Annotated in this window: 15 protein-coding genes and 1 pseudogene; 7 read left to right on the top strand and 9 right to left on the bottom strand. The window is 54.8% G+C overall.

Annotated features, from left to right (window positions below):
* Nucleotides 1-86 precede the first annotated feature (86 nt).
* From HDF14_RS07325 to HDF14_RS07335, 4 genes are read right to left on the bottom strand one after another with little or no spacing between them, the layout of a single operon-like run.
* Nucleotides 87-3,617: a glycoside hydrolase family 2 protein gene (locus HDF14_RS07325; protein WP_183975039.1), complete on the bottom strand. Its 3,531-nt coding sequence runs from the start codon at nt 3,615-3,617 to the stop codon at nt 87-89.
* A gap of 46 nt (nt 3,618-3,663) precedes the next feature.
* Nucleotides 3,664-4,710 carry a glycoside hydrolase family 27 protein gene (locus HDF14_RS07330; protein WP_260698094.1) on the bottom strand — a complete coding sequence of 349 codons (1,047 nt, stop codon included), beginning with the start codon at nt 4,708-4,710 and terminating at the stop codon, nt 3,664-3,666.
* The gene (locus tag HDF14_RS26460; RefSeq protein ID WP_260698095.1) at nt 4,635-5,147 is read right to left on the bottom strand and encodes a hypothetical protein; all 513 of its coding nucleotides are present in this window, start codon (nt 5,145-5,147) and stop codon (nt 4,635-4,637) included. The genes HDF14_RS07330 and HDF14_RS26460 overlap by 76 nt, the downstream gene beginning before the upstream one ends.
* On the bottom strand, nt 5,148-7,178 hold the full coding sequence (locus HDF14_RS07335; protein WP_183975040.1) for a hypothetical protein: 2,031 nt from the start codon (nt 7,176-7,178) through the stop codon (nt 5,148-5,150).
* Between the two features lie 663 nt (nt 7,179-7,841).
* On the opposite strand from HDF14_RS07335, the gene HDF14_RS07340 reads away from it, so the two are divergent.
* Both HDF14_RS07340 and HDF14_RS07345 read left to right on the top strand, forming a co-directional pair.
* Nucleotides 7,842-8,246 (top strand): hypothetical protein, encoded by a 405-nt coding sequence (locus HDF14_RS07340; protein ID WP_183975041.1) that lies wholly within the window; start codon nt 7,842-7,844, stop codon nt 8,244-8,246.
* Nucleotides 8,247-8,632: 386 nt separating this feature from the next.
* Entirely contained in the window at nt 8,633-9,379 is a 747-nt protein-coding gene (locus HDF14_RS07345) for a class I SAM-dependent methyltransferase (RefSeq protein WP_183975042.1), read from the top strand.
* Nucleotides 9,380-9,740: 361 nt separating this feature from the next.
* On the opposite strand, the pseudogene HDF14_RS07350 reads toward HDF14_RS07345, so the two are convergent.
* A pseudogene (locus tag HDF14_RS07350) lies at nt 9,741-9,947 on the bottom strand (SpoIIE family protein phosphatase); the annotation flags it as partial.
* Nucleotides 9,948-10,114: 167 nt separating this feature from the next.
* On the opposite strand from HDF14_RS07350, the gene HDF14_RS07355 reads away from it, so the two are divergent.
* On the top strand, nt 10,115-10,348 hold the full coding sequence (locus tag HDF14_RS07355) for a hypothetical protein (RefSeq protein ID WP_183975044.1): 234 nt from the start codon (nt 10,115-10,117) through the stop codon (nt 10,346-10,348).
* Between the two features lie 505 nt (nt 10,349-10,853).
* Here HDF14_RS07355 and HDF14_RS07360 read toward each other — a convergent pair.
* The 4 genes from HDF14_RS07360 to HDF14_RS07375 all read right to left on the bottom strand — a co-directional run bounded on the left by HDF14_RS07360 (nt 10,854) and on the right by HDF14_RS07375 (nt 19,616).
* Nucleotides 10,854-13,241, bottom strand: coding sequence for a TIM-barrel domain-containing protein (locus HDF14_RS07360; RefSeq protein ID WP_183975046.1), 2,388 nt, complete (start codon nt 13,239-13,241; stop codon nt 10,854-10,856).
* 303 nt (nt 13,242-13,544) lie between these two features.
* The gene (locus HDF14_RS07365; RefSeq protein WP_183975048.1) at nt 13,545-15,737 is read right to left on the bottom strand and encodes a CBM35 domain-containing protein; all 2,193 of its coding nucleotides are present in this window, start codon (nt 15,735-15,737) and stop codon (nt 13,545-13,547) included.
* A gap of 406 nt (nt 15,738-16,143) precedes the next feature.
* Entirely contained in the window at nt 16,144-16,488 is a 345-nt protein-coding gene (locus HDF14_RS07370; RefSeq protein WP_183975050.1) for a hypothetical protein, read from the bottom strand.
* Between the two features lie 440 nt (nt 16,489-16,928).
* The gene (locus tag HDF14_RS07375; protein ID WP_183975052.1) at nt 16,929-19,616 is read right to left on the bottom strand and encodes a glycoside hydrolase family 95 protein; all 2,688 of its coding nucleotides are present in this window, start codon (nt 19,614-19,616) and stop codon (nt 16,929-16,931) included.
* 170 nt (nt 19,617-19,786) lie between these two features.
* Between HDF14_RS07375 and HDF14_RS07380 the strand changes: the two genes are divergently transcribed.
* The 4 genes from HDF14_RS07380 to HDF14_RS07395 all read left to right on the top strand — a co-directional run bounded on the left by HDF14_RS07380 (nt 19,787) and on the right by HDF14_RS07395 (nt 25,841).
* Nucleotides 19,787-21,148 carry a glycoside hydrolase family 27 protein gene (locus tag HDF14_RS07380; RefSeq protein ID WP_260698096.1) on the top strand — a complete coding sequence of 454 codons (1,362 nt, stop codon included), beginning with the start codon at nt 19,787-19,789 and terminating at the stop codon, nt 21,146-21,148.
* Between the two features lie 243 nt (nt 21,149-21,391).
* A complete protein-coding gene (locus HDF14_RS07385; protein WP_183975054.1) occupies nt 21,392-23,854 on the top strand; it encodes a glycosyl hydrolase family 95 catalytic domain-containing protein in 2,463 nt (820 codons plus the stop codon).
* A 198-nt stretch (nt 23,855-24,052) separates the two neighbouring features.
* A complete protein-coding gene (locus HDF14_RS07390) occupies nt 24,053-25,021 on the top strand; it encodes an aldo/keto reductase (protein WP_183975056.1) in 969 nt (322 codons plus the stop codon).
* Nucleotides 25,005-25,841, top strand: coding sequence for an amidohydrolase family protein (locus tag HDF14_RS07395; RefSeq protein ID WP_183975059.1), 837 nt, complete (start codon nt 25,005-25,007; stop codon nt 25,839-25,841). Before HDF14_RS07390 ends, HDF14_RS07395 begins: the two co-directional genes overlap by 17 nt.
* Nucleotides 25,842-25,877 lie beyond the last annotated feature (36 nt).

The following is a 25,877-nucleotide window of genomic DNA, read 5'->3' on the forward strand; positions in this document are numbered from 1 at the left end:
GCGCAGAAAGTGACGACCGTGCACTGAAGCCCAAGCGTGGGGTGGACACTCTTGCACCCCTGCGAAGGGCAGAGAAAACCCGCAGACTAAGGAACGAGTGCGATGGAAGCCGGTGTAACGTTCCATCCCCGCAGATCGACCTTCATCGTTGTGGCGGCGCTTATCGTGGGATAGGCAATATCAATCGTCTTCGTCGCGCCGGGAAGCAGCGAGACGTAGTTGTCACTGTAGTAGGCGGGCAGGATGCGTAACCCGGTTGCCGCGTCCTTGAGCGTAAGCTTGGTTGCGACTGCAGCACCGGTTCCGGAGTTCACTAGTGTGATGGTCGCATGGCGTTCGCTTCCGGTTGCCGTGGAGATTTTCGCCGTGGCGGTGAGAGTTGCGGCAGGCATCTTGTTCATGCGGCGGTAGTCAGACTTGTTCGCTGCGAGCCAGTAAAAGTTGTCGGAGAGCAGCTCGCCAGCGCTATCCTTCAGTTCAAGTTTGACGAGGACAGTGCCGGCAGCTTCCAGAGCGGCTTGAAGTTCCATTGCAAGCGCGGGCGTCTCGGCGTTTGCGGCGGCGCTTAAGGTGATGGTCTTGGCGAGCAATGGCTTGCTCATTGTGTCGAAAACGCGCGCCGTGACCGTGACGTTTGTGAGTGGTACGAGCGTGTTGTTGATGATGGCAACATCGTGCGCGGGAAGGTTCATCTGAACATGAATCGGCTCCGAAGCTTTCTTTACTCCATAAAAGGAACCGTGCGTGTCGTAGTCGTGACTGTAGATTTGCCATTGTGTACTCGGCCACGCGGGCTGCGTCATCCACAGCAAACGGCCGCTGTTGGGCTGCCAGAGATGCGCGTTGAAGCCTTCGAAGACAGCGCGGTGGCCCTCATAATTGAGCATCTGCGCCTTGCGATCGAAGTCGGCAAGACTCGTCGCGGGGCCGAACTCATCATTGATCGTTTGAACAAATGGCTCAGTCGCGCCATTGCCGCCCTGATGCCAGTCATGGTAAGCCCAGTCGTCGCTGATGGGCCACTGGTCTTCTTTGGGGAGAAATGCTTGGAAGGCTTCCAGGGTTGGCGGCGAGGCGAGGCCAACTTCTACTGCAAAACCAAGAGACAGCTTGGTGAAGTATTCCTCGGGTTCTTGGTATTTGTATGGGCCGCTGTCATGCAGGTTGATCTTGTTTGAATCGGCGGAGTAGTAGCGGGTGCCATCGAGCTCGGTGATCAACTTATCGAGTCCGACATTGATCGCAGGAGGGGGAACGCCCTCATTCCGGCCGCACCAGACGGCGATCGAAGGATGATTGCGGTAGCGCGAGATAGTGTCCTTTGCGTTGGCGAGAAAGAGCTCGGAGTCGTCGGGTTCGAGATTCCAATTCTGTGTCGAGTCCCAGAAGTCATTCCGGATCAACATGCCGTATTCGTCGGCGAGCTCGTAAAAGACGTCTTCGGTGTCCTGGCCCATCCAGTTGCGGATCATGTTGACGTTGGCTTCCTTGTGCAGCCGGAAAAAAGGCTCTATGCGTTCGCGCGAGACGCGCTTGAGCATGTCGTCCATGCCCCAGCTTCCGCCTTTGACAGCGATGCGGACGCCGTTCACCTTGATGACGAGCGCAGTGCCGAGCTTCGTGTCTGCGTCTGGCTCAAGCGCGGGTGAGTCTTCCATGCCGGGAACGATAGAGGTGATCCATCCCTCGGGCGTCTCGCGAAAGCCTTCATGCGACTGCTCGATGACCGGGCCTTTTCCGAGCAGGGTAGCCACTGTGGGCGAGTCCTCGACTCGGCGAACGTGGCCGTTTGAGCCGAAGGCGCTGATCTCGTAAGTGATCTCACGGATACCGAAGCGCTCTTCCCGAATGTCGGAAGCCTTCCCACCTTGCCTAAAGGCAAGCTTCATGGTGTGCAGGTCCTGTGCGCCATAACCATTCGGCCACCAGAGCTTCGGATGCTGCACAACAAGTTGTGGGAAGTCTTTGGGAGACAGTTCGACGGAGGTGCCACCTGATGGAACAATCACAGCCTTCGAGACCTGGACATCGTCAAACGCAATCTCGACCGTGCCGCGAACGGCGGACTTGGTGTCGTTCACGAGCGGCACATGGACTGTGATCTCGGCGTTGGTTATGGCTGGATTTGAATCGGTGAGATGCGTAATGATCTGCGGTACTGCGACTTCAATTGCGCCGCTTGCGGTCAGCGCTACATCCTGCCAGATACCGATGTTGCGGTCGCGAATACCGGGAATCCAGTCCCAACCCTCAGTCGCGCCGAAAGTAGGGCCATCAAGCATCATCACGCCCCCGTTATCGCCCGAGCCTGCGCCGAGGCTCTGCTCATGCGCGATGCCAGGATGGAATGGGGGCTCTATGAATACGGCGAGATTGTTCTTCTCGCCTGGTTTGACGAACTGTGTCACGTCGAACTCTTTATGGCGGAATGCACCCAGGACGTCACCGACGCGGTTGCCATTGATAAAGATCGTCGCGCGATAGTTGACGCCGTGGAAGGTCATAGCAAGCTTCTTGCCCTTCATCGTCGCGGGCGGTGTGAAGGTGTTGCGATACCAGAAGCTATGCTTGCTGAGCGACTCGGGTATGGCCATGTTGTCGAGGCCAAAGTCCGGGTCGGGATAGACGCCACGCGCGATCAGCGTCGTCAGGACAGTACCAGGAACAACAGCGGGCATCCACTTCGCGTCATTGAAACTCGAGCCGGCGATTTCGCTGCCGGATACCTTGATATCTTCTGCGTCTGCGAGCATCCAGCCGTGGCGAAGGATGAGCGCATTGCCGTCATTGGTCGCGGTATCGGTACCCACCACCGGAGGGAGTGCCTTGGGAGCGAGGAATGGCGCAGCGCTATGCGGGAGCAGCGACGGGTCCTGCGGCGCCACCATTCCGGATGGGCCTTGGGACTGGACGGGCCATGGCCGCGAACCCTCTTCAAACGGAAGATTATCGAGACCGGCCGGTACTTTAGACATAGCTGAGACCGCATCCGAAGAGAGCGGCATTGAGCGTAGGCTGACCTGCGCGAGCAGGCCGCCGAAGTGTTTCGTGTCAGGCCAGAGAGAGCCTTTGGTTGGGGACATGACGATCGTACTCGACGAAACGCCGAGAGCGATTGTGCCCGCCGCGACTTCGGCTCCATCAGCTAGGAGGTGCGACTTGCCATCGGCGTCGACGGATACCGCCAGCGAGTGCCACACGCCGCGAGCGAGCGGAGTTGCGCCGATGAGCTCGTGGCCTTCTCCCGTCCCGCCTGCCCAGAATGCGGGGCGGCCGTCCTTCAGTGCGAGGTAGCGCGGGAAGGCCTCCCATGGATGGCCGACTCCGGCGATGAAGGCAGTCTGTGCAGGCTCATCGGACTTGAACCACAGGGACATCGACCAGCTATGCTGTGCTGATGCTATAGGCTCATGCTCATGAAGTTTTTTGCTGAGTTCGATGCCCCCCTGAAGGATATGTGCGTTGTACGGGCCATATGCTACTGCCGGTTGGGCCATGACGATAAGACTAGGCACAGCGGGACTCTGCGCCGTGCCGAGGCCGGTTGCGGCGAACGCGATGAGAGCAACTGCACCGATTCTTTTGCCCGACCTGCAAATCATGGATGCACCAATCATTAATTCATCCCTCCTGGTTGCGGTTTGGATTTGCTCTTCCAAAAGGTTACTTTTTAACGGCGAGGCGGAGCAACAGCACTCCATGCGGCGGCACACGTGCGATGTAACGGCCTTGATCAAACTTGATCGACTTGTGTGTCCATAGATCGGTTGCAACTGGGAGATACCGAAGGCCAAGATCCCGCTGATTGAGCGCGATCTGCATCGCCGTACCTCCGCGATTGAAGATCCCGACCGCCAGGCCACCATCGTCGAGCGGTTTCGCCCAGACATCTTTATCGCCCTCCTGATACAGGCGCGTGCCTTGCTTGGCGAGTGGGTCTTGATCGATTGCGATCACACTACGATTGAGCAGAATCTCTTTTGTCGATTGCAACATGGAACGCACATCGTTACCCGCTAGCAACGGTGAAGCGAATAGACTCCAGAGACTCATCTGCGTCTTGTACTCATCGTCGGTCATCTTACCGTTGCCGACCTCGAGCATGTCGGGATCGTTCCAGTGGCCGGGACCGGCGGCGGGTGCGAGATCGTTTTGCGAGAAGCCGTTGGCTTCCATGCTGTCCCACTCGTCGCGAGTGTCGCCGGTGGTGCGCCAAAGATTACCGCCAACATCCGCGCCCCATAGCTGAACCCTTCCAGTGCCGTATTCGCAGAGACTGTAGACGATAGAGCGGCCGCTGGCGAGAAGTGCGTCGCCCATGCGCTGGTAGATAGCCTGCAGATCGGCGTCTTTATAGATCTCCGCCGCGCTGCACCAGTCATACTTGAGGTAATCAATGCCCCAGTTTGCCCAGGTCTTCGCATCGAGCTGTTCGTGACCATAGCTGCCGGGGTATCCACCGCAGGTGCGGAGACCGGGGGAAGAGTAGATGCCAAGCTTCAATCCTTTGGAGTGAACGTAGTCGGCCGGCGCCTTCATGTCAGGGAACTTCTTGTTCGGCTGCAGTACGCCGTTGTCGTCCCGGACGCCCTCCCAGGCGTCGTCGATGTTGATGAAGGTGTAGCCAGCATCTTTCATGCCGTTCGAGACGATCGCATCGGCGATCTCAAGCACCACGGCATCGTTGATGCTGCCGCCGAACTGTTCCAATTATTCCAACCCATGGGCGGTGTCTTCGCGAGACCATTCGACCCCACTTTGTGCAGCGCGGGAGGAGCAAGGTAAACAGGTGGTGCAGGCACATCTGCGGGCGTCTCGGGCCTGACCATGAAAGGCCCGCCCCAGCCGAGATCGATGGAAAGGTCGCCGCCGGAAACTTTGCCCGTGCAGAAGGGCTTGATCTTATCCAATGGTGCAAAGAGTACGAAGTGTCCCTTCTCTATGGTGCCCGAGAGGTCGCCGCCATAGCCGAGGGTGTGGAAGTGACATTTGAGTGTCGTGCCATGTTGATGCAGTTCGAGGAAGAGCTTGTTATCTTCGCCGTTGTCGAACTTCTTGAATACAGCAACCCACTTGCTGAAGAGAGGTGCCTGCGCGTGAGTAATTAGAGAAAAGCAGAGAAGAATTGCAATAGTTACGCTACGCATCTACTGCGTCACCGTGGAGTAAAGGCTCGTGGGGATTGGCTGGCGATCGATGCCGGGGCCTTCCCAAAGCAGAAGAGGCTGGTCGGACACTGGCCCCGGAGGCCTCTGCGCGTTTTCGAGGCCCATCTTACGCTCAATGTGGATGTGGTGATCCCCAGCGACGAGCGCAACGCTGATGCGCATTGGTTGCACGGAGTCCCCTTCAGCGCCGCATACCTGCGGACGCACTTTGGGTGAATGCGCGGTGTATCCATCAATGCTCATCGTCGATTCCAGGCTGGTGAGTAGAGTGAATGTGTAGCCTCCGTTGGCTGGGACGTGCAGGATACGGTCAAAGTCGTTTGCTCCGGCCGCCAGACCGTCAAGAGTTACGGACGCTGAAGTAGGCCTGGTTTGAGCGATCACGACAAACTGGCTGCCCCATCCCTGTTGCGATTGTTCGCCGTTGCCGTCGATCACGTGCAAGAGTACGCGAAAGCGGCCTGACCCGTCGAGCAGCGTTCCCTTCGAATCCGGAAAGCGGTGGCGAACGCTGTGACCTTTGCTTCGTGTTCCATCGCCAAAAAGCCACTCGAAGCGGCGGCCCACGGTTGCGGGATCATCTGCCGTGAATTCGACTACTTGATTCGGCTTAAGCAAGCCTGCAGTGTAGGTGAAGTGAGCTTTGATCTGTGCCGGCTCAATCACCGGCACGGTAGCTCCATCCTGAACGTCTGTCGTTGCGCCCTCAAAACCTTGTTCGGTTGCACCGGTCAGCGTCACTTCGGATACGTCCCCCTTCAAAATCGGAGCAACCATTGCCGGACCATCCATCGCCCAGATGTCTTTGAAAGCAATATTGTGGACACTGGGGTTGGGCTGGTCGATGTTGAAGAGCGAATACCAGTCCTCCAGGCGAATGTCGCGGAAGCTGTAGTCAGTGTGGGAGCCACTGCCTTCGGGATCGGCCCAGAGTTCGAAGAACGCAAAGGGAACTTTGCAGCCGCCGTAGCCGGTGTGGATCACGTCCATGTTGCTCATGTGGAAGTGGGCGCTGTTAAACGTCTTCTGGGGCCATGCGACGCGGATGGTGTTCGAGACGCTGGTCGAAGCGATCGTGTCTTCGATGGTGATGTTGGTGACATCGTGTCCGGGAATGCGCATCAACTCGAGTTCGTACCCATCCCAGTTACCTTGCAGCGCGAAGTCGTCGTCCGAGGCGCGGAAAAAACTGTTACGAATCGTGGTGTCGCCGCCGCCAAGCCAGTCGATACCATCCTGATTGGCGTCGTTCGGATTGCCGCCAATCACCTTGATGTTGTAGATTCCAATATGGCGCGAGTCCTTCATCTGGACCTGCCAACTTCGGCTCCGCGTAATGCAGGTGATGCCGTCAAGCTCGATGTTGTGTGCGTTGTCCATCGCGATGCAGTGCCAGTTCTTCTTGTGTATCCAGCCTGTATCCGAGTACGGGTCCTGCGGACCGTCGTAGATGACGGTACCGGTTCCGAGAACGTGTACATTCTCTACCTGCCAGATATTGAGCGAGCCGAAGATGACTGCGCCTCCAGCGAGATAGATGGTGTCACCGAAATTGGCATCTATGTTTTCGTGATAGACGCCAGGGCCGTAGTAGCGGACGTCTGGCGTCGAAGCCGTGATGCCGGAGTGATCGATGGGGTTGGCGAAGAGGAACAGGATCTCAGCATCGGCGAAGTGGTCGCCTGGGCGGGTGATCGTCAGCTTCGATGGACCGGCCATGGTGAAGCTGATCGTCGCCCCGTGGCACGCAGGGCGAATGCCAAAACGCGTCGGTTGAACTTCGACGCCCTTTTTCCAGAAGTGCGGATCGTCCGCCGTTACAGAGACATTGACCGGACCGGAGGTATCAAAGTTCAGCAGGTAATAGCTAGTCGCCGCTTGCAGGACGTCCGTGCTCCGGCCGTTCAGACTCACGCGGAAGTGCGAAGAGCTTACTTCCGCCGGTACGGGATACATCCTGAGCTGTGAGGAAGCACCACCTGCGTACAATGGTTGGTTGAAAACAGTCATAAAAATCCAAATCGTTGAGAGCAGACGAAAGATCAAGTCGTTCCGTGACGCGAAAAAATGGGACATTTGCTCAGATGACTCCGGGGATGAGACTGGCGTTTAGGATGGAGCCGACTTCTGGTGCTCAGTGCCCGTATAGGGCTGTTACGGGTGAGAGATGGTGGTAGGGATGCGTCATCCTGGCATGAGTTCTCGTCTATTTTAAAGTTCTACAACCATATTCAAGTTCTACAACCGCGGCGAGAGAATTGCGAAAATGCAAGGATGCGTTACGGTCTTCATCGCCAAACAATCCTCAGGTTATTTCTGTTGATAGCTAAGCCAACCGTAGTGCTAGTTCTTAGTCAACTGGTCGGCACTGTCAGTTTCCGCAAGAGGACATCGTCGGTAGCTCATTGTTGATTGGGTGCTGCTTTCCAAAGGTGATATAAGAGCAGAGACAAGCGTGACCCTACGCAAGAGTGAAACCCTGAACAAGATATAGGTGCTGGTGTACATCAGGCATTTTGGCGGCAGTAAACGTCAAGGTACAGTACGGTAATACTTTGACGTAATCTGTAATTAAGGTAATTTCCAATAACTTCGTATGGGTAACTTACCGTAAACAATACGTACTAAAGAGAGCCAAACCGGATCGAAGCCCAGTGAATAGGAGGCCTCCTCGTGGTGCTCACGATCGCGTACAACGATCCGGGTGATGCAAGAGGCACGTTGGCGATCAGCTCGAGCGAGTTCTATTTTAGCCGCCTTGTGGCCTTCACCAGCGTCGCCTTCGACCCCTCCAAACCCCATCCAAAGCCACCGGCCGTCCAGTCTCGCACAACCAACCAGATCAGCCCTTATGGCGTGATGTTCCGTGGAGAACTCACGCAAGGACGCGATAGCTGCTCCAGGACCTCCGCCACTCTCTTCACGATCTCCTATACTTCTGCTGGTGGCCCTATCCCGTTCTACTCCAGCCCACCTTGGAGATGCCGATTTCGAGGGTGTCGACACTCTACGTGGCCTCGCAGACTAACCTGTTGTGGGACGATTGGTGGGATTCTGGAACGAGATGAGGCGGTGTGAGCCATCCGATCAACACGTGAGAATCTCGGTGCGAACCAAAGTTGCGAAGCAGCGTAGCGAGTAGGAGGCGGCTGGAAGGGGGCTCGACGGCGTGGTGGACTTCGATCGCAAGTACATCTTCCCGGCTCACCGGATCCACCTTTGCTATTCCTCCCATCGCTTTTAGAAACTTAGTTGCCAGTACGACTCGTATCATTGGAGCGCGGCTGCAGAATTTGGTTACAAGCTCAAAAGAAGATATTTCCTTCGTGGATGCTCCTGTAACAAAGCTGCAAAGATTTCGTCAGACGCTGGGGTACTTACCGCTGCAAAGATGATGTTGGCCATCCCGACGGTGGTGAAATGGAATCCACTTGCATCATAAGAGAGCATTGAGGCGTGTGAGAATGGGATCGACTGAGAATAATCTCGCCGGGTGCGCAGAGTCACCAGAGTCTGTGAGCCTCTTCGAGCAGTGCTCCTGGTTCTATGCGCTATGCCGCGAGTATCTGTTTCGCGATCAGACGACGGAGATCTCACGTTCGCTCTTTCCGTCGGCTCCTCCTCCCGGTACGAATCTACTGGAGCTTGGGTGCGGTCCGGGGTTCTATGCCTGCAAGCTGGCGCAGATACATCCGCAGATCTCGGCGGTGGGGCTCGATCTCTCGGCTAACCTTGTCGAGCGGGCGCGAGACCGGGCTGCCAGACGCTCGTTGGGAAACTGCAGCTTCTGGCGCGGCGATGCGCAGTCGCTTCCAGAGCTTCCCTTCCGCGTGGATGCGATTATTCTCTCCCGCTTGCTTCTCATCGTTCCAGACAAGATGGCTGTCCTCTCCGAGGTGTACCGCGTCCTGCGCCCTGGAGGTCGATGCTTCATCGCGGAGCCTACCTCGGGATTTCGTACCCGTATTCCGCTGAGTTGCATGTGGCTACTTTCGCGGTTCAGCAATATCCTTGCGGGAAAGTATCGAGAGCCGCAGCAGGCTGATGTGATGTCGGGGGCGGAGTTCACCGGGCTGGTAAATTCGCAGCCGTGGGCCTCCGTTGAAGTGATGCGCGATGGATGGTATCAATATGCTGTGTGCGCGAAGCCAGCAGAAGAAGACCAGCCTGGTGCGAACCTCAAAGCGACTGACTGGGGCGGTCCCACCTAGATGAGTTACCCCATCCTCAGCCCAGAAGATAAAGATCCGGCACGCGGGTCGAAGTGCGCTCTCGCGATGATGGCGAAGGCGCCCGCCCCGGCAAGGTGAAGACTCGACTCTGCCCTTCGTTGACGGCCGAGCAATCAGCTGCGCTGAATATCTGTTTTCTCCGGGACACGACGGAGAACCGGCCGTCTGGTTAGCGGCGTTGTTGTCTCAGAGGTCACCTCTGATCTCAACGAATATCGAAAATTGTCTGCGACAAATATTGTCAAAATAGCAACCAAAAGTAATGAACAACTTATCCCAATCGCCCAACTCAATCAGACCTGTCGAAACAGACGACGAGTGCGTTGAGGCAAGGAAATTTTCAGGCCATTACAAGCCTAGTCAGAGTAAGGACGGTGATGTCGTCGTCCTGGCCGAAGGCTTGCGCGGCACGCGCGATGGTCTCTGCCGATTGTGTGCTGATGGCCGCGGTGCGGTCGAAGCCGAAGAGTTCGCTGGAGGCGCTGCGAGCTTCGAGGATTCCGTCAGAAAGAAGGGTCAATTGGTCGCCAGGAGCGAGCTGCAGCGTCGTCTCAGAGTACTAGACAGTTTCAAGGATGCCGAGCGGAAGACCGGGATCGCATTGAGACTCCTTGCCATTGCGATAAGGGGCAAGTCGGCCGGCGTCGGCGAACGTGGCTTGACCGTCGGCACGACATCGAGACGGAGGCAGGTGGCGAATCCGCCGAGACCGCTATGTTTGAAGACGTGATTGAGATGGCCGAGAAGGGTCGACGGCGAATCGTTGTCATGGCCTTCGGTCGCGCCAAGCAGAATGGCCGCAGTCATGGCTGCGACCGCGCCTTTTCCATTTCCGAGCAGGATGCGCTAAGTGCCATCGGGCCGCTGGCGGCAGCGATAGAAATCTCCCGGCCTTATCAGCAATTTCAAGTTTTGGGAATTGGAGGACTGGACGAAGAGGAGCCTTAAGAAATTATTGGTGGTGACCCTAAGAAAATTAACGACAAACCGTTTCTCGGGAAGGCCGCATCGGTGGGCGCCTCTGTTGGCCTTCGCCGCATCAGCCCAAGTCCTGTGGGAGGTTAATCGTCAGTGCTCGATCTGCTTGCGCAAAGCACGACAACACTTTTCGTCTATCCAGGCGAAGGCTCACACGATCGGGAAAATGCAAACGCGATAGAAAAGCATTTCGGCTAGTCGCATCTGGTGGAACGGAGTTCGACCAATGGATCTCTTGAGCGAAAGGACGCCGCAAAGGTGGGCCGTTATTCGGACCGATGACCCATCAGCCGTTACTACGCTTCAACACGACTGGTCCGCGGGCGCAGGCGCTTTTCCTTTCAAAATCTAAAGCGTGACATCGACTTCCTCGATGCGTTCCGGCCGCACCACCATCCGCTATGACGGGCCGGTTCTCACTGGGGATGGTGTTACGCGGCGGACAAATTATGGCAACGATTAGATGCCGAGAATCTTAGTGCACGATTTCAACCAGACCAGTCTCTTTTTGGTCCCACGCAGTGGCGCCTTCTTGTTTCAGCTTGCCAGTAGCGTCGTCCCACTTGAGAGTTGTAATCTGCCTGTCTCCTTTTTCATAAGCGTAGGTTGTGCCGTCGTCGTTGTAGAGCATGAACTCTCCATTTGCTCCGGGGTACACTTTCACCTTTGCAATCGCCTGCTGACTATGCGAGCTTTCGACTGGAGCTCCCAACGGTAGGATTGATCCAGCTCTCACAAAAAGTGGAATAGTGTCGATAGGAGCCTTCACCGTAAGTGTTTGGCCGCCATGCAATCTCTCATTCGTCCAGAAGTTGTACCAGTCGGCACCATCTGGGAGGTAGACTTCGCGGGTGCTGGCTCCCTGCTCAACCACCGGCGCGACGAGCAACGCAGGACCGAACATGTACTCGTCGGTTATATTCGCAATTTTGTTGTCATGTGGAAAGTCCATGAACAGCGCCCGCATGAACGGTGCGCCGCTCTGATGAGTAAACCAGCCTAGCGAGTAGATATAGGGCATCAGCGTGTACCGCAGCTTCAGATACTTCTCAAGGATCGGCTGGGCCTCGGTTCCGTAACTCCAGATCTCGTTGTAGCGTCGAGTACCATGTGTGCGCATGGTTGGGAGAAAGGTTCCATACTCGAACCAGCGTACGTAAAGCTCTGGATAATCATCGTATTGCCCGACATTATTGCGCGCGCTTGTGGGATCAATGAGCGGTGTATGAGACGGAGTATGCCTATAGGGAAGATCTTGCCAACCGCCGATATCGTTACCCGTATAAGCAATGCCAGAGGCTGCGATATTGAGGCCAGTTGGAATCTGGCGCCGCAGACTGTCCCATGTGGGCGAAATATCCGACGACCAGAAGATTGTGCCATTTCGCTGGGCTCCGAGATAAGCGTCCCGCGAAAGCGTGAGAGAACGTTGTTGCGGCTTGTCCCGGCGAACGCCATCATAGATCGCTCCCGTGTGTGATAACGGATACACATTTAAGTACTGTGTCCCTGGGCCGATGCTCAGGTAAGCTCCGTCAGGCGGAAGGTCTGGTTCGGTTTCGTCGGCCCAGAAGAAGTCGAAACCTTTTGCAGCGATATTGTCTCGAATCAGGTTCCACCACCAAGCGGCTGCCTCGGGGTTTGTCGTATCAATGTCTGATCCGGCTTTATCGTATGGCATGCCGTCAACCGGCTTGCCCGGGGCCGGCTCGTCCGCTGTCACCGGAAGTCCGCTTGCGTAGTGTTCGAACCAGCCTTTGCTCAAGAGGAAGTCGTAATAACGTGACCCTGGTGCAAAACGTGGCCACACGCTAATCATCGACTCGACGTTGTCAGCATGTAATTGCTTATTCATGGCCACAGGATCGGGCCATGCCTGCACATCGAAGTCGTACTGACCCATCTGGGTGTAATAGAACCAGTCCACGACGACGATATCTAAGGGCAGGTGGCGTTCGCGATAGCCTTTCGCTACGGCGAGCACTTCTGCCTGCGAGCTATAACGCTGCTTGCACTGAATGAAACCGTATGCCGCCTTCGGCAGCATCGGTGTCGCTCCTGTAAGGAGCCTATAACCCTCATAGATCTCGTCGGTGGTATCTCCCGCGATGACAAAGAACGAAACCCTTCTGCCGAGCGTCGATGTCCATTTTGTTTCGCCGTCAAAGGCTGGGTAAATGGTTGTGGACGATGGGTTGTCCCATACGATTCCATATCCCTTATTTGTGACCAGAAACGGCACACAGTACGATGGAGAAGCAGGGGCCAGATAATTAGCCGCACATGTGATGGGGCGTTGCCGGTGGTCGAGGTAGCCTTCTTGATTTTCGCCTAGACCGTAGTAATGCTCGTCGTCGGCTGCCCGGAAACTTGCGCCGACGGTGTAAAGTGGCAGGTCATCCGCCTTTATTCCCCGCGCATTCTTGAGAGTGTCATCTTTTTGGTTCAACTCAGCCATCTGCCAGCCATTCATCTCAGCGAGCGAGGAACCGTCCGGCAATGTGACAGAAATGTCTGTGCCGGGCACAGAGCCTGAAAAGAACTTTGCGGTATCCGGGAGTCTTTCATTTGGACTCCTTCGGTGCTCCGGAGCAACGATTACGGTCATTCGCTGACTCTTGTAGACGTCGGCACCATCTTCCCGCACAGTGTGTATCCAGCCACTTTGCTCCGGCGTAGCCACGAAGCCGTAACCCGGACCAATCGCGGCCTCTCGGGCAATCATACTCAATGTGACACGTACGACGTTCGGCGCATAGGGCTCGATCGTGATCGTTTGACCGTTTCTCTGGAGTGGCAGTGATTGTCCGAATAAGATTGCCGGAACAGCAAGGAACAGCAACGCAGGGAACCAACGATTCATTAGCGCCTCTTGAGTGATATACCGATCTTTCGACAATACGATACTTCTGTATCGTCTGCGTCATTGAAATAGGACACGAGTACGGATGTTCGCGGGTGGAATATCGCCGAATCCACGTCTGACCTGCGGAATTAGCGCCGCTATGTTGTGGCCGCCATCACGCTCTGGAGTGCAAGATAATCTGCCGGAAGATACAGTTTCTCAATAACGTATCGAGTCTCCTTAGGAAGGCAACCAAGCTAACCCTTCTCTCGGAGGCGAACGAAGGCACCCGGTGGGGGTGCCTTCACAGCAAATCGGCCACTACTGCGCAGACGCAATCTTGATCTGCGCCAGCACCGGAACCCAGCCCGACTCAATATTCGGGTTGGGACTCGTGGCACTGTTGTAGAACTTGATCGTATTGTTTCCCCCGTTCAACTGCACATCTACCGCGAGCTCCTGGTAAGTGGTGTAGTTGACCGTATTGTCGAAGAACACCTGCTGCGCCGTTCCGCCATTGACGCTGACCTGCGCGGACCGGAACACTGCACCAGCCTCCGGGCCGGAGTAGACCTCGCCGTTGGAATATTCAATTAACATGCGATATGTTCCGCTAAACGGTACATTCACGCCATTGAACTGCACATAGTTCGCCGATCCCTGGCCGACAAATCCAACATCCGTGCCACCCGGCGCATTGCTATTGTTCTCGCGCACCGCTGTTCCGCCTAACGTGTTGTTGCTCGCTGCCGCCTCATACGTTGTCACGGTTCCAGTCGTGGAAGTTACATTGATGTAATCCAGCTGCACTCCGGTGCTCGACGAGTTTGAGCCATAGGCAATGCGGTTGATTCCCTTGATTAGATACAGCGTCACCATCTTGTCTGTCCAGCTATTAGCATTATTCGTACCGGGAAGGCTTACCGTCTCCAACTGCGGCCCATTCACATACAGGTTCAGGCTGGTGTTGCCACTGGGTGAGGAATAGCGAATGTCCACGTTGTAGAAGCCCGCATTCGGCGCTTGCACATCGAACTCCGTCACGGCCCCGTTATTGTTGACATACCCCTGAACAAAATAGGTGCCGGAGTAACCTGTGTTGCTGCCATAAGTAACTGTTGCCGGCCCAAATAGGTCGGCATACTCTGCCTCATACTTTGTGGTGCTGCTTACGTTCGAGGTACTCTTTGCCGGTGTCGCAATCAGATAATACGCTGAGGTCGACTTCGTATTTGCCACGGAGACCGCAGTATTTCCGCTCGACTCCGTGTAATCACCCTCCTGAATGTAATAAGGACCCGTTGTCGGCGCTCCGCCATCGCCCGTGCTGTCAACGCCCCACACCGTTACGTGGACTTTGCCGTTCAAATACGACTGCGAAGCAAGTCCCTGCAGCGCGACGTTGATGGTACCCGATCCGCCCCCGAAGATGACCTTCACCTGGTGTGCATTACCGTCCAGCGTCGCTACTCCCTGAAGTCCCATGGACGTCGTACTGGGTGGCGTCACCGTCAGCGTGTTGCCCAGCATTCCTCCATACCACTTGTAAAGCCACCATGCGCCGGTGGGCACATTCGGCTGCTGGGCGGCGCCAAGATAATCCAACGAGCCCGCAGTGACCCAAAACGCCAGGCACCCGTAGACTTTGCTGTTTTCAAAGCGTGCGATGTACTGCACCAGGTCGCCCGGTACGCCAAGCTCCGTGGCTTGCGCATATTCATTGATCACGATCGGAATTGGGGAGATCCCGAGGTCGCTCTCAATCGAGCGATAGTCGTTGTAGTCGGTATACCAGTTTGTGTAGGTGGCGCTGGTCAACTCATGCCAGGTCACCTGGGTCGGGAGCGCATTGTGCGCTTTGGCGTATGTCATAAAACTGCGGTATGAGTTGCTGTCGTAAAGGAAAAAGTTTGGGCCGGCAATCTTGGCCGACGGATTAATTGCGTGGATCGCATTGAAGATCGTGACCCAGTCGCTCTCCAGTCCCGATAAATTAGTAATACCGGTTCCATACTTGCCGTAGACCACACCGTCCGGTTCGTTGAATGGCACATAGATATAACTCTGAAAATTCGGGTCCGATTTCAGCCCATTTACGATGCCCTGCACCGTGCTGGTATAGCTGGCAATGCCGGGGTTCGGATAAAAGGTGGAGAAGTAATCCTGCAGATAGATCTGAGTCCCCTTTCCTCCCGAGCTCAAGAAGGAGGGAATTGTCTTGCTCACATCTCCGCCGGCATGCTGCTGGCCATTGGGTGGTTTGCCCGCGTCATACTGCGGCTTGGTGGGAGCCATTAGGTTCTGGCTTGCCAACCCATCTTCGGCCTGCCCATAGAGCCAACCCGAAGCGCCATGAAGGATGGTACCGGCGTTGGAATTTACATTGACGGTAAGTGTGGTCTGCGCGTCAGCACGGAGTGAAACCGCCAGCGGCAACAACATAAGCAGGCAACCGGACACCATGGCTCGCGGGCCATGCGCAAAACGGCGCGTTGGAAAAGCGGATACAAACATATGTGACTCTCCTGAATTAAGGTTTTTAGCGATCAATATCGTGCACGTTGGGGCTAAGCCTGCCAACCCGCAAACGCTGCATCAAAAAGCGGGGCAAGTTTGCTTGTCGAATCCGTCAGTTGGCGTCGGGAGAAAAGCATGACAGCGAATGGCAAAAGTTTATACGTTAACTGTAAGGTTTACGCCAGACCTATTTACATGCAAAGTAATACTTCTGTCAAGCAACTATTTGTTAGCCGAAGTTACCTATAAATAAAAATCGCATCTGATGGTTAAGGGCGGATGCTTGAGGAAGGGAAACTGCTTGCGATCGGGATCTCATTCGCCAACCAGGCGCTCGCCTTTGGCGTTCTCGACGAAGAGCTTGGGGTGGTCGCAGTTGAAGGGATCATCGCGGTAGTGAAGCCTATCGACTCGTCGCTGCGCGACCAGTGGAAGGCGGGCTCGAGGACGATCTCTTCGGAGGGTTCGCACACGGATTTAAAGAAACCTGCGGCGGACTTAGAGTGCGAAAGATGTCCATGACGCCGTGGTAGCAGATGTGGTCGCCGGAGCCGCAGTTGTCGTAGATGTTGTAGTCGAAGGCGGCACCAGCGTATTGGGGGGTGGAGGCGAGGGTGTCGTGGACGCGGGCATGGCGGACGACAAACTCTTGCAGGCGCTCTTTGCTATCGATGGTTTTGGTGGGGAAGGTGTGGCCGACGAACTCTGAATTTAGGTAGAGGGGATGGTGGGTCCGCGATTTTGACAAAGATGATATCTAAAAGCCCGTCGTTGTCGTAGTCGAGAAGGGCGACTCCTGATCCCATTGTTTCAAGAAGATGTTTCTTCGAGGCGTGCGATGCTTGTCCTACTAAAGCAACGTGGCTCTTGCTCCTAATATCGATAAAGCGGGCCCGGTTTGGAAGCTTGCGGCGGGGTCGAAGAATCGTTCGACTTTGAATTCGTTGCCAGTTGCGTCTCCGCGAAAGCGGTGGCGGTCAGTATTAAAAAGCAAAAATTCAGTAGGCCACCTACGAGAATGCGGACAAGTGAATGGCAAGAACATCTGTTACGCATTGTCACCTTATCAAGGTGACGACTAAATATAGAGATTAGTTGTCGATTGCACCTTGTAGCTGTGCCGTCAGAGCACAGTCGATTTTTTCATGCATTGAATGTCGGCATTCCCCTCGACTGCCATTGCTGCTTCTATGTTTGTTCAAACTCAATTCGATATAGTTGACCCTGTTCCACACCAACGGAGAATGTCTGAGGATCAGCACCAGGCAGATGTTTCTGCGGACTACCTGCAGCGTTCGAAATGTGCATAAACCTCCTGCCCTTAGGAACGCGAAATGTATGTCGTCCTGTTCGTAAGGCAAGTACCTGAGCAGACATTAGCCCATCTTTGTCCCAAGCGACGCCAATTTCCAGCCCCCCGCGAGCGCAGAGACCCTGAACGGACCCTTCTTGCCAAGCTGTGGGGAGCGCGGGCAGCAGTGCAATCTCATTTTCGTGGCTTTGTAGCAGCATTTCGGCAATACCTGCTGTGGCTCCGAAGTTTCCGTCAATCTGGAAGATACTCCCATGTCGTTCCGGATGTGTGTCAAAGAGATTGGCGCCAGTACTGTGCTCGATCAGTAACTTCAGTGAATCCCACGCCATGTCGCCATCCAAAAGCCGGGCCCACAGCCCGATGGCCCAGGCACGGCTCCAGCCTGTGTAAGCGCCCCCGTTTGCCAGTCGTCGCTCCAGCGACTTCCTCGCAGCAGCCCAAAGCTCGGGTCTACTATGCGATGTGATCTCCCACCCTGGGTAGACCGGGTAAAGATGAGACATGTGTCGTTGGCCAGGCTGGTTCTCATCGAAGTCCTTGTACCACTCCTGTAGTTGGCCGTACTTGCCGATCTGGTAGGGAGGTAGTCGCTTTATCGTTGTTTGTAGGTTCGCTGCAAACTCATGATCTATGCCAAGATCAGTCGACGCGGATACTACGTTGCTGAACAACTCACGGATCAGTGCGATGTCCATCGTGCAGCCCGCGCTGGCGTTGGCAGGAACTCCATTTGGCGCGAAGAAACTATTCTCGGTCGAAAACGAAGGGCACGTCGTCAACTGTCCTTTGTTGTCCTCGACAAGCCAACTTAGACAAAACTCCGCTGCACCTTTCATCACGGGATATGCGGTCTCCTGTAGATATTTTTTGTCGACCGTAAAGCGATAGTGCTCCCAGAGGTGCTGACATAGCCAAGGCCCGCTCATACTGAAGTTTGCCCATGTAGGATCGGCGAAGATTGTTCCCATTCCTACCGGTGCGGATTGCCGCCAGAGGTCGATGTTGTGGTGCGATACCCATCCCTTCGCGCCGTAGTTAACCTCTGCCGTGATGGCTCCGTTTTTACTCAGATCCGTCACCATATTGAAGAGTGGCATGTGGCATTCAGACAGATTAGTCGTTTGTGCATGCCAGTAGTTCATCTGCACATTGATGTTTGAGGTCCAGTTCGAACTCCATGGTGGACGAATCTCCGCATTCCAGATGCCCTGTAAGTTTGCGGGCTGAGTTCCGGGCCTCGAACTCGTGATAAGGAGGTAACGTCCAAAATTGAAGTAAAGCGCTAACAGCGATGGATCTGGATTGTTCGTCATCCCCGACACACGCTTGTCCGTCGGCAGACGAGGTGAGTTCTTCTCGTCTCCTAGATCCAGCCTCACCCGTCGAAAAAGCGTTTGATGATCGACAATATTGGCAGCGTGAAGTCGTTCATAGGGAACCTGCTGCGCTGCCTTTACATGCTTTACCGCGGAGCTTAGGACTTCAGGCAAAGGACGGTCCGGAGCTACTGCATAGCTCTTGTAGCCCGTTGCCATCCCCACCAAAAGCACGGCAGCACTCGCACCGTGGATCGCCAAACTCCCATCGGATTCCCTGGTGATCTTACCGTCCGTGACGCTCAAATCGAGCACAGCAGCGAAGTGCATCCCTTTGCCTTCGACGTCGCTGTACTGGATCGGGTTTTCGGCGAGATCGTCGGATGCAACTTGCGCCGCTGCTTCCTCGACGTTCATCTTCTGCTTTGGCCTTGGGGGATGCACGCCTCCTGCATGCCCTGCGGCGCCCGGAGGGGCAGATATCGAGGGAGGGATCCATCTCTGCGCCGATGCAGTCTCAGGAGTGAATAAATAATTGGGGGCTGATTCGCTGGGAGCTTTGCCCGTCAAATGAATTCCATTCGCACCGGCTCCCTTGACCTCTGACTTCAATTGGCTGGCCAAGCGTATTTTACAGTTGAGTTGCCCAGGCTGGCTGGACGAAAGCTTGACTGCCACCACTTGGTTTGGCATCGACGCGAAGACTTCGCGAGTGAAGATAGTACCCCCGACCTCATACATGACCGTTGCCGTGGCAGTGTCAAGATTCAATTCGCGCCGATAATTTCCCACCGTATTCCGATGCTCGAAGTCGATCAGCAGATCGCCCACCGGCTGGTATGCCTGGTTGTAAGGCCCTTGCATTTTACGACATTCGTGGTCAGCCCCCTGATAGTCCTTCTGCTCGAGGATCAGCTTTCGTATCACGGGCAAATGGTTCTTCGCGTCGGGATTGTTCCAGTCGCTTGGACCACCGGACCACAGTGTGTCCTCATTTAGGGCGATGCGCTCCTGCAGCACGGTGCCAAATACCATGGCGCCAATTCTTCCATTGCCGACTGGCAGCGCGGCTGCCCACTCAGAGGCGGGACTCTCGAACCAGATCGACACATCTTTGGCCTCAGGTTTCAGCATCGGCGATGAAGAGTGCTGAGTCTGAGCCGACGCACTACGTGTAATTTGAGTGGAAGCCAATGCTGAGCTGAGTAGCGCAATGAAGCGCCGTCGCGATGTTTCGAAGTCCATGCTAACCCCGGGGTCTAGGAACGCTGGGATACGTGGTAACTGTCGTTATAGAGGGCTCCAGCTTGACAAGCACCGAACGCATCAATTATTCGTCATAAGCAAAGTAAACGATTACTTATACGATTTGCAATCTTTCTCAATTCTTTTAGCGACCGAAGAAGGGCCTCCGAATGAATCTTTCTCTACGTACTGTTTCCTGCAGCGTCCTTGCTCTGAGCGTCTACACTTCGACGGCATTCTGCAGTCCAGTTGCCTCTCCCAGCAAGATGCTTGCTCCAACACCTCCCATGGGCTGGAACAGTTGGGACTCGTTCGGTCCTACCGTACGGGAAGATGAGGTTAGAGCCAACGCTGACGCCATGGCCGCAAAGCTCGCCAAGTTCGGCTGGCAATACGTGATTGTTGATATCGAGTGGTATCAGCCAAAAGCCAGATCTCATGGTTACATCCCACGCGGGGAAGTCACAATGGATCAATATGGGCGCTTCGTCCCGTCGCCAAATCGATTTCCATCTGCGGCAAACGATGCAGGCTTTAAGTCGTTGGCCGACTATGTCCACAGCAAGGGATTGAAGTTTGGCATTCACATCATGCGCGGAATTCCCCGCGAGGCTGTCGACAAGAACCTTCCCATCAAAGGCACGAAATTCCATGCTGCCGATGTGGCTGACAAGGTCAATGTTTGCAAGTGGAAGGACATGGAAGACACCTACGGCGTCGATATGTCCAAGCCCGGCGCGCAGGCTTATTACGACTCCATCGCAGAACTCTATGCATCATGGGGAGTGGACTACGTAAAAGCGGATGACATGAGCAGGCCCTACCGTGGCTCCGAGATCCATGCACTCAGCGTAGCACTTCGTAAGACGGGCCGGCCCATCGTCCTTAGTCTATCGCCAGGACCCGCTCCAGTTGACAAGTATGAAGATCTCAAGGAAAACGCCCAGCTTTGGCGCATCTCCAACGACTTCTGGGACCGATGGGTCGATGTTAAAAAGCAGTTCGAACTGATGAAGAACTGGGAGGGCAAGGTGCATCCCAATGGCTGGCCTGATGCCGATATGCTTCCTCTTGGCCATATCGGTATTCGTGCAGAGCGCGGTGACGATAGGCCGAGTCTGCTCACCCACGACGAACAGTACACCCTGATGTCGCTGTGGTCGATCTTCCGCTCTCCGCTTATGTTGGGGGGAGATATCCCATCAAGCGATCCTTTCACGATTGAGATCCTCACAAATCCTGAAGTGCTGGACGTCAACCAGCACAGTGACAATGGGCGTCAGTCCTTTCGAGAAAACAGCACTGTGGCCTGGACGGCAGATGTTCCCAACTCCAAGTCCAAGTATGTCGCAGTCTTCAATATTGGCGACACTGCGAAGGACATAGACCTTCCCTGGGCTTCTGTTGGAGTTACCGCCTCGAAGGCAACCGTACGCGATCTGTGGCTGCACACGAACACAAAAGATATCGCTAAGATTCATCTCTCTCTACGTCCCCACGCCAGCATGCTGTTCAAGGTCACGGCTCAGTAACCTCATTTAATGAGCTATACCCTCGGTGTCTTGATGCTGGTGGGCAGATCTTTTAAAAGATCGAAGCATTGAGCTTCGAAACGTAAGCTCATCGAGGTTCATTACCATATGAAATATGGCTCTCAGTGGCGTTTCTGGGTTTGGCTTGCTTCAGCTGTTTTCCCGTTGGGGATACTAGCTCAGTCCAGCCCGGCCTACGTTTCGATGAACACCTTGGTCCCTCTGAATCAGCAAGTCATACCCATGTCTCTTGCCGACCGCATTCGTCTTGGAGCAGTTCCGAAGCGGGGAATGTGCAGCACAGTCCCCGGTACGACAGAAGACGACGGTCTCCTCACCGGCGATGGCAAGATGTGGGTTGAAGTATTTGGAGATCCGTTTGCCGAACAGATCATCTTCCATCAGGAGAGCCTTCTTCAATCATGGAAGGGAAAACCTCTTGAGGCGCCCAAAATCGCCTATATTCTCCCTGAAGTCCGAAAGCTGATGCTTGAGGGCGAATACAAAAAAGCTCTCGACCTCTCGCTTGCGGCGGCGGAGAAGGGCGAAACAAAACCCGGGACAAACAATCTTCGACCCCATCCCGCATTCGATATGCGGATCGAGACGCCGGGCCAACATGCCGTGCAGAACTATCTGCGAACGACAGATTTTGAAAGTGGGGAAGTGAAGACTGTCTGGACCGACGAGCAGGGCCAGTGGGAACGGCGTACGTTTGTCTCGCGTCCGGACAACGTGGTCGTTCAGTTATTCACGGCTCCGAATGACGGTGCAATCAATGCGACGCTTCGGTTGGACACGTCGATTGTTATGGGCAGCGGCCGCACGGATATACCTGCAAACCGACGCGAAACGATAAGAATCGCGGATGGAGGGGGACAACCGCTGCATCTTCATGAACCGGGGACTCCGGGTATTCATTTAGATCGGAGTGTTGATGCGTCCCACTTCATTCTTCAAGGACACTACGTCGTTGATCAAGGCACGCCCGGTTATGCGAGTGTGACAAGGGTCATCGTGGATGGAGGATCTACCAACAGTGAGGGAGATGCCCTCGTGCTTCGGGGCGTTCACTCCCTTACGCTGATTACGCGTATCGAAGCCTATCAAGATTTAGAGCAGAAGGATATCAATGCACTTAAGGCTGCAGTGGATCAGATCACCCCGAACTATGGGGTGCTGCTTGCGCGTCATCGTCCAGGTCAGGCCAGCGTGATCGATCGTGTCTCAGTAAATTTTGGTGGAGACTCGCTGCACTCCATGAGCGGTGAAGAGATGCTCACCGACCAGAGAACGAGGTTTGGATATAACCCCGCATTGCTTGAAGACTTGCTCGACATGGGGCGATACTGGCTCTACTTGAGGACTGGGGATTTTACCCCGATGTGGGGGCACGTCAACGTCAATGTAAACTTGCAGATCTCCGGCGCCGTAATGGGAGATTTGCCAGAGTCGATAAAAGCATATACACACTGGGTAGAAAGTGAGCTGCCAGATGCCCAGACAAATGCCAAGAACATCTTTGGCGCCCGTGGTGCGCTCTTTGGAATTCACCCCACCCAGGAGGGAGGTCCGCTTATACATTTTGACTATGGCTGGCCTCACCACTATTGGATATCTGCTGGTGGATGGATGTACAGCCCAATCTGGGATTACTATTTGGCTACCGGAGATCGACAATTCCTACGCGAACACGTAATGCCAGGGCTTAGAGAGCTTGCCCTCTTTTACGAAGACTATTTGAAGGAGAAAGATAAGAACGGTAACTATATCTTCGTTCCTTCGTACTCTCCGGAAAACTATCCTCGCAACTCAGAGAGATCTCCTGCTGTTATCAACGCGACGATGGATATCAGTGTCTGCAGGGAAGTGCTGACACATGTCATCGAAGCCTCGCAGGTACTAGGTGAAAATGCTGAAGAGATTCCACGTTGGGAGGCCATGTTAGCGAAGCTGCCACCGTATCTTTTGGATACGGATGGTGCGTTGAAGGAATGGGCGTGGCCAATTCTAGAAGAGAATCAGGATCACAGGCATGTCTCACATCTGTATGGAGCATGGCCCGGGGATGAGTTCACCCCAGACGCAACCCCTGTTCTCGCCAGGGCATCCTCCATTGCATCCCGGAAGCGAGCGCAGGGAAATGATTCCGCGCATGGCATTTTGCATCGGGGCCTCGCCGCAGCAAGGTTGAAGGATTCGTATCTGGTGAACTTCGACTTGAAACAGATCCTCGAACAGGGATATGTCAACGCAAGCCTAACGACAATGCATAATCCATACGCAATTCCTTCCCCCGATCCGCAGGGGGCCCTTCCCACTCTCATCATGGAGATGCTGCTCTACTCTCGGCCAGGTGTTATAGGGTTGCTCCCCGCGAACCCTGATTCACTGACCGAAGGAAGTATAAAGGGAATAGTGAGCCGGACACGGGCAAAAATCGATGACCTCACGTGGAATTTAAAGACAAGAACAATAGACGTGACGATTAGCTCACAGGTGGACCAAACTATTAAGCTCTTTGTCCGGCACGGAATCGAAAGAGTTGATGCATCTTCCGGGATTCTAGTAGGTTCAGTAGTGCCTGGCTCTGTAGAATGTACTGTGCGTCTTACGAAAGCGCACCCAATTACCTTGCACTTCAATATAGGAAGTGAAGATCGCGCTGGCTGGATTAGGGCTTCAGCCCTTCTGCCGAACGACTAGCTTCAGAGTTTGACCACTACCCCTGACGGTCCTCTTGAACACAAGTGGAAGCTGCGTCCTACCAAAATCGAATTCGTGGAACCTTCAATAATTTACTTGCTTACCTTACATTCATCGTTTACTGTAACGTAAGTTCCAAGCACGGTTCTTTGGGTCATACGATATCCGAGCAACGTCTGGACAAGTCGGAGGAACTAGATGCGCCATCGAAGACTCGGTCAGACCGACCTCGAGCTGTCTATCCTCGGGTTTGGGGCTTCCCCACTTGGGAACGTATTCTCTGTGGTTGATCCGGCGGAAAGCACACGCGCGGTTCACCAGGCGATCGATTGGGGGATCAATTTTTTCGATGTATCGCCGTACTACGGCGTAACCCTTGCTGAGCAACGACTGGGAATGGCCCTTGATGGGAAACGACACGAAGTTATCCTGACAACTAAGTGCGGACGCTATGGCGCAGACGACTTCGACTTCTCCGCCCGCACGATTGTAGCCGGAGTCGATGCTTCGCTGGCACGCCTGAAAACGGACTACGTCGATCTACTTCAGGTGCACGATGTAGAGTTTGGCGATGTCGAGCAAATCGTCACAGAAACGTTACCGGCTTTACGAGGCTTGCAACAGCTAGGAAAAACACGCTACATCGGCATCACCGGCTACTCCTTGGAGACGCTCATCACGATTGCCCAACTAGCGCCGGTCGATTCGATCCTGAGCTATTGCCGTTACAACTTGATGGTGCAGGATATGGACGAAATACTGACACCGCTGGCAAAAAGCAAATCCATCGGGCTCATCAATGCGTCGCCACTACACATGGGCGTCCTCAGCCCCGGTGAGATCCCGACCTGGCATCCTGCTCCGCCCGAGATCCGGGCTGCGGGCCATCGTGCAAATGAGATATGTAAATCTCATGGGTTGCGGTTAACTGAGGTTGCGCTTCGCTTCTGCCTCGCACACTCCTATGTGTCGTCTACCCTTGTGGGCATGTCGACCGTAAAGGAGCTCGAAGAGAATCTGCGAGCCCTTGATCCCTCTGAGGATGCGAGCGTGATTCAAGAGATCATTACAGCTATCGGATCTGACTTCAACTACGTATGGCCGTCCGGCCGTATCGACTATGCTGAGTCGTCCGACCACGTCGAGACCCATGACAGATCGTATTGATGCTCATCAACATTTTTGGCACTATTCGCAGCCAGAATATGCTTGGATCGACGCGTCGATGGCGCCACTTCAGCGCGATATGTTGCCTCAGGATCTCGCGCCGGAGCTCGCAACAGCTGCAATCAATGGCGTGCTGACGGTTCAGGCTCGGCAGACGGTTGAAGAAACGATGTGGCTTCTGCAGATGGCCAATCAGTTTGACTGGATCCGTGGCGTTATTGGCTGGGCGGAGATCGCCGGCGCGAACTTTTGCGAAGAGCTTGAGATACTGACCTCGAACAAGCACCTAAAAGGGCTTCGCCACGTAGTGCAGGCAGAGCAGGATCCAAAGTTCCTTCTACGCGATGCTTTCTCTTCTGGTATCCGGGCGCTGCAAAGCACGAGTCTGGTGTACGACCTCTTGATCGTCGAGCATCAGCTTCCCAACGCAATTGAGTTCGTCAGACAACATCCGAACCAGTTGTTCGTGCTGGATCATATCGCAAAGCCTAAGATTGCCGCTGGTCTGCTCGAACCCTGGCGTACCAACCTTCGCATACTTGCAAAGGAGCAGAATGTCTACTGCAAGCTTTCGGGTATGGTCACCGAGGCTGCATGGGATTGCTGGACGATCGGAGATCTGCGCCCCTATGCGGACGTTGTGCTGGAGGCATTCGGACCGAGTCGACTTATGATTGGTTCTGACTGGCCAGTGTGCACCGTGGGGACAAGCTATCGTCGGTGGTTCTCGACGCTTGAGTCTCTGCTCCAATCGTTGTCACAAACTGAGCGAGAGCGCGTCTTCGGGGGAACCGCAATTGAAGCCTATCGACTCTCATAGCGCAGACGCAATCATTTTCAGGACGCTCGAGGATGA

Source organism: Tunturiibacter gelidiferens (assembly GCF_014201335.1).
Lineage (GTDB): Bacteria > Acidobacteriota > Terriglobia > Terriglobales > Acidobacteriaceae > Edaphobacter > Edaphobacter lichenicola_E.